General features: G+C 52.6%; 5 protein-coding genes. 1 reads left to right on the plus strand and 4 read right to left on the minus strand.

Going from position 1 to position 4,399, the window contains the following annotated elements:
- Positions 1–70: 70 nt before the first annotated feature.
- Entirely contained in the window at positions 71–1,048 is a 978-nt protein-coding gene (locus PHF27_RS02300; protein WP_300065503.1) for a D-glycerate dehydrogenase, read from the minus strand.
- A gap of 244 nt (positions 1,049–1,292) precedes the next feature.
- Positions 1,293–2,423, minus strand: a complete 1,131-nt coding sequence (locus PHF27_RS02305; RefSeq protein WP_300065505.1) for a metallophosphoesterase — start codon at positions 2,421–2,423, stop codon at positions 1,293–1,295.
- A 174-nt stretch (positions 2,424–2,597) separates the two neighbouring features.
- Here PHF27_RS02305 and PHF27_RS02310 point away from each other — a divergent pair, with 174 nt between their 5' ends.
- Entirely contained in the window at positions 2,598–2,975 is a 378-nt protein-coding gene (locus tag PHF27_RS02310) for a pyridoxamine 5'-phosphate oxidase family protein (RefSeq protein ID WP_300065507.1), read from the plus strand.
- 396 nt (positions 2,976–3,371) lie between these two features.
- Here PHF27_RS02310 and PHF27_RS02315 read toward each other — a convergent pair whose 3' ends face one another.
- Positions 3,372–3,950, minus strand: coding sequence for an NAD(P)H-dependent oxidoreductase (locus PHF27_RS02315; protein WP_300065509.1), 579 nt, complete (start codon positions 3,948–3,950; stop codon positions 3,372–3,374).
- A gap of 12 nt (positions 3,951–3,962) precedes the next feature.
- Positions 3,963–4,310 carry a cupin domain-containing protein gene (locus PHF27_RS02320; RefSeq protein WP_300065510.1) on the minus strand — a complete coding sequence of 116 codons (348 nt, stop codon included), beginning with the start codon at positions 4,308–4,310 and terminating at the stop codon, positions 3,963–3,965.
- Between the last annotated feature and the right edge of the window lie 89 nt (positions 4,311–4,399).

A 4,399-nucleotide genomic window follows, 5' to 3' on the forward strand; every position in this document is an offset into this window, starting at 1 on the left:
TAAAAAAGCAGAAGGCGCTTGGCGTTAACCAGGCTCCTTCTGCTTTTCAGTTCACATACAACCACGACTTCTATTTAAACACTTCGGGATTAAGGCAGGTCGGCATAGGCTGTCCGTGCAACGCCGCCAGCAAATTATCCACGGCCAGGTTCATCATGGCTTCCCGCGTCTGCCGTCCGGCGCTGGCGATATGGGGCGTAATCAAGACATTGTCCATTTGGTAGAGTTCATGGTCTACAGGCAGCGGCTCCGGATCGGTTACATCCATCGCGGCATACGCCAGCTGCCCGCTCTTGAGAGCCGCCACCAGGTCCGCAGTCACCACAATGGGGCCGCGGGCGGCATTGATGAAATAGGCGCCTTTTTTCATTTTACCGAAGGCCTCCGCATTGAACATGCCGCGCGTTTGCGCCGTCAAGGGCGAAAGAACCAATACAAAATCCGCTTCCGCCAGCAACGCGTCAAAAGAGCGGTAGGATGCTTCAAACTTCGCTTCATCCGCCCGGGGGCGACGGTTATGGTAGATAATGCGCATGCCGCTGGCTAACGCCCGGCGCGCCGCGGCGCTGCCGATATCTCCCATGCCGACAATCCCCAACGTCTTGCCGTATAAATCACAACCCAGACCCAAATCACCGCCGCACTGGCCCAGGGATTTCGTCCACCGGCCGGCTTTGGCGTACGCCCAGCCTTCATGGATACGCCGCGCCGACGAGAGTAAGAGTCCAAACGCCATATCCGCTGTCGCCTCTACCAAAACGCCAGGGGTGTTGCTCACCGCAACCCCTTTAGCCGTACAAGCCGGGACATCAATATTATCATAGCCCACCATCGTATTCGCAACTACTTTCAACTGCGGAGCTGCAGCCAAAAGAGCCTCATTTACCGCTACGCCCGTGCAAAGCAAACCCTCAGCATCTGCTATTTCCTCCAGCAGCCGCTCTTGCGGCATGCGCCCTTCCTGCTGCCAAGAGACAACGGTCCCCTCCGCCTCCAGCCGCGCCAATACCTCAGGAAATAACTTACCTGTTACTACGATTTTAGCCATATCTTTGCCTCCTTACTTTTCTGTGTTCAGTTATATAACACCGGAGAGATTGCCGCGCTGCGCTCGCAATGACGCCAAAGCCAGCCCCACCACTTATTTCTCTGGCCTTTCTCTGCTACTCTGAGTTCCGTTCCCTGCGTACCCTCCCGCGACTCCGATTCTCCTGTTCAAATTCTTCTCTCTGGCATTTCCTCTGTTACTCTGTTACTCTGCGTTCCGTTCTTTTCTTCTCACTTTTCCTCTGTCACTCTGTGTTTCGACCTCGCTCCGTCGTATTACCTGCAAAATGCAGCTTCAACAGCACAATCTCGCTTTGGGTGCCTACGCGCAAAGGAGGCCCCCAGCCGCCGTAGCCGCTCGAAACAATCATCGTCATATTGCCGCGCTGCAGCATTCCCCAGTCAAGCTCATACATCGCATGCGTAATCAAGGAAATCGGCCACATCTGCCCCTGGTGGGTATGCCCGGATAACAGCACATCCGCACCGGCCACTGCCGCCTCGTCAATACGCCGCGGCTGGTGATCCATCACCACAACCGGCCGAGTCAAATCCACCCCGGCCAAAATGTCTTCCAACGGATCGCTTTCGCCCGGCTGATAGCGGCTGCGCCCGAAGTCATCGCGACCCACCAAAACCAAGCCATTTCCTACCAATTGCCAGCGATCTCTAAGCACCGTCAAACCGCCGGCCTCCAAATATTTAAGAGCTTTTTCCGGCTTACGGCTGATATACTCATGATTTCCCATGATCGCATACACCCCTAGCGGCGCTTTCAGCCCCCGCAAAACTTGGGGTATGCCATGCCTCGGCAGATAGTCCGCATCCTGATCAATGGTATCGCCTACAAAAACAATGATATCCGCCTGCTGCGCATTAAGGCGCCGCACCAATTCCTCTACACGTTCCCGATCAATCAACGCGCCAATATGCACATCCGACACCATGGCAATCGTCAGGCTCTCTCGTCCGGGAAATTCCTTGGCGATGGTCACCTCATAGGGCTGAGCCACCGGATGTCGGGCTTGATTCCAGCCATACGCGAAAATAGCCAGCGCCAGCAGGGCTGCAGCGACAGTCAACGGTCTCCGCCAGGGACGCTTTAAAAATAAGCACCCCGCCTCTAACAGCAGCAGGGATAGTACAAAATAAGTCAGCCATCCCAGCCACCAACCGCCAATGATCTCCAGATTTTCGCCCCAACCTGGGCGCAACAACCGCAAAAAAGGAACCAAAAACAACCCAAACGCCACAATTCGCAAAACGATCTGCGTTCGCCGCCGCAAACCAAACGCTACCCGGCGATATACATAAAAGCACATCAAGCCGTAAAGAAGCGTAAAAAAGACCAAAAATAACGATACCGGCACATTCATTGCAACCTACACGCTCCGTTTTCAAAAACTCTACTCTCATCTTAGAAGAAGAGTAAAAAAAAAGCAATCGTCAAGAAGGATTTTTTATATTAGTGGAGAATATTTATTAACAAGAAAAATCAAGGAGGTGAGTTCCGTCAGATAAAAGCACCTAGCTTTGTCTGCGGAGTTACTATGAAACAATTAGAAGAACTGAAAGAATTTTTTGCCGCTAACAAAGGAACCGGCACCCTCTCCACCGCCAATGCCAAAGGCCAAGTCTCCAGCGCCGTATACGCTACGCCGCATTTTCTCCCGGACGGACAACTTGCCTTTATCATGCGGGACCGGCGCACCTGGGCCAACATTCAAGAAAATCCGCATGCCTGCTATCTATTCTTACAGCATGGGCACCAAGGAAAACGGCTGTACTTGACCAAGACTGGCGATGAAACCAACAGCGAGCGTCTCTTCGCCTTGCGCCGCCGGGACTATGGAGAGAAAGAAATCGGTGAAGACCTGCATCTGGTCATTTTCCGTCTTGACGAAGTCCGGCCTCTTATCGGAGGCTAAATTTGAGAAAGCACTAGGCTCGAACAGGAGTCGCGGGAGTCACGGGAGGGTTTCGAAAAGAAACGGGACATTGTTAAATGCGTAGAAATTAAAATTGCAGATTGGGAATAATGCATGAAAGCCGCCTATTTAAAGGCGGCTTTCATGCGCTCTGCAGACAGTCTTACTCCAAATAAAATTTCAAATATACTCCCTCATTCGAGCCCTCTGATTCTCTTGTTCAATCCAGCTCCGCCGAGCCCTCCCTCTACTCCTGATCACAACGGTCTGTTCATTTCGCCACAAAAAAAGCCGCACTTGGTCCGGCTTCACTTGACGCAGCAAATACTCTTCCAGCGCCAAATTCCGCCAAGGGTGCATGGCCGAAGACAGACTCAGCCTCGCCGCTTCCTTCATTTATAGAGTCCGCACCTTCTGACTTACTTCTTCCAACATTTTCTGGCGGGCGGCGTCATCTACGGCCGTTACCGAGCCAAAAAGACGATGTTCTAATACCTTCATGCCGCACAGCGAAAAGATTCCTTCATCCACGGCCAAACGCACGGACTTGGCTACGCCGCTCTCCTCGCAGAGCGCCTCCGGCATACCCATGGTTGTAAAAGCCAGTACTTCTTTCCCTGCAAGCAACCCTTGCAAGCCAGTTTCAGCGGCGGAAAACGCAAAACCTTCCGCAAAAACCCGGTCGATATACCCCTTCAGCACCGCCGGCATGGCAGACCACCAGAGAGGATATACAAAAATAAGCCGATCCGCCCAGGCGATATGACGCTGCTCCTCAATAATATCCGGAGGCGTCTGCGCCTCGGCAAAAGACAATAAATCTCTGCCGCTTAGAGCAGGAACAAAATGCATCGCGTACAAATCTCGCATCATCACTTCATCCCCCCGGGCATGGATGGCCTGCACCGCTGTATCAGCGATAGCTCGGCAAAAGCTGCCCGACTGGGGATGACAATAGATCAATAACTGCTTCAATCCCCCAGCCTCCTATGAATATAATACAAGAGCAATCACTTCCAGCGTCTCCGGCCCTTCATTGACCAGGCTGTGCGCTTCTCCGTCCTTGGTAAACAATAAATCCCCAGCCAGCACTGTGCTTTTGGCGCCATTGTCGTCAAAAACGCCTTGGCCCTTGAGCACATAGTAGGCTTCCACATCACCGTTATGTTGATGAAAGCCCACCGAACAGCCTGGATTAATGATGTTGTGTGAAAACAAGCGCCCTTTGCCTTGAAACTCTTCGCCCTGCAGCAAATGCACCAGTGTCACATCCCCTTGACCACCCAGCATTTCTTTGCGCACCTCGCGCTGCAATTCCTCTGCCCGTTTGATCATGTTCCTTCCTCCTCTTCTTCTCTCAGAACATTTCGGGATCTACTACACTTGAGCAATTCGCGCTCCAAATCGCAAATCCTGCAAAAAAA

This window comes from Anaeromusa sp., from assembly GCF_028691475.1.
In the GTDB taxonomy this organism is placed as follows: Bacteria; Bacillota; Negativicutes; order Anaeromusales; family Anaeromusaceae; genus Anaeromusa.

What these genes read in the sequence shown, in the direction of transcription:
- PHF27_RS02305 (WP_300065505.1), bottom strand. Translation starts at nt 2,423, where the DNA reads ATGAATGTGCCGGTATCGTTATTTTTGGTCTTTTTTACGCTTCTTTAC.
- PHF27_RS02310 (WP_300065507.1), top strand. Translation starts at nt 2,598, where the DNA reads ATGAAACAATTAGAAGAACTGAAAGAATTTTTTGCCGCTAACAAAGGA.
- PHF27_RS02320 (WP_300065510.1), bottom strand. Translation starts at nt 4,310, where the DNA reads ATGATCAAACGGGCAGAGGAATTGCAGCGCGAGGTGCGCAAAGAAATG.
- PHF27_RS02300 (WP_300065503.1), bottom strand. Translation starts at nt 1,048, where the DNA reads ATGGCTAAAATCGTAGTAACAGGTAAGTTATTTCCTGAGGTATTGGCG.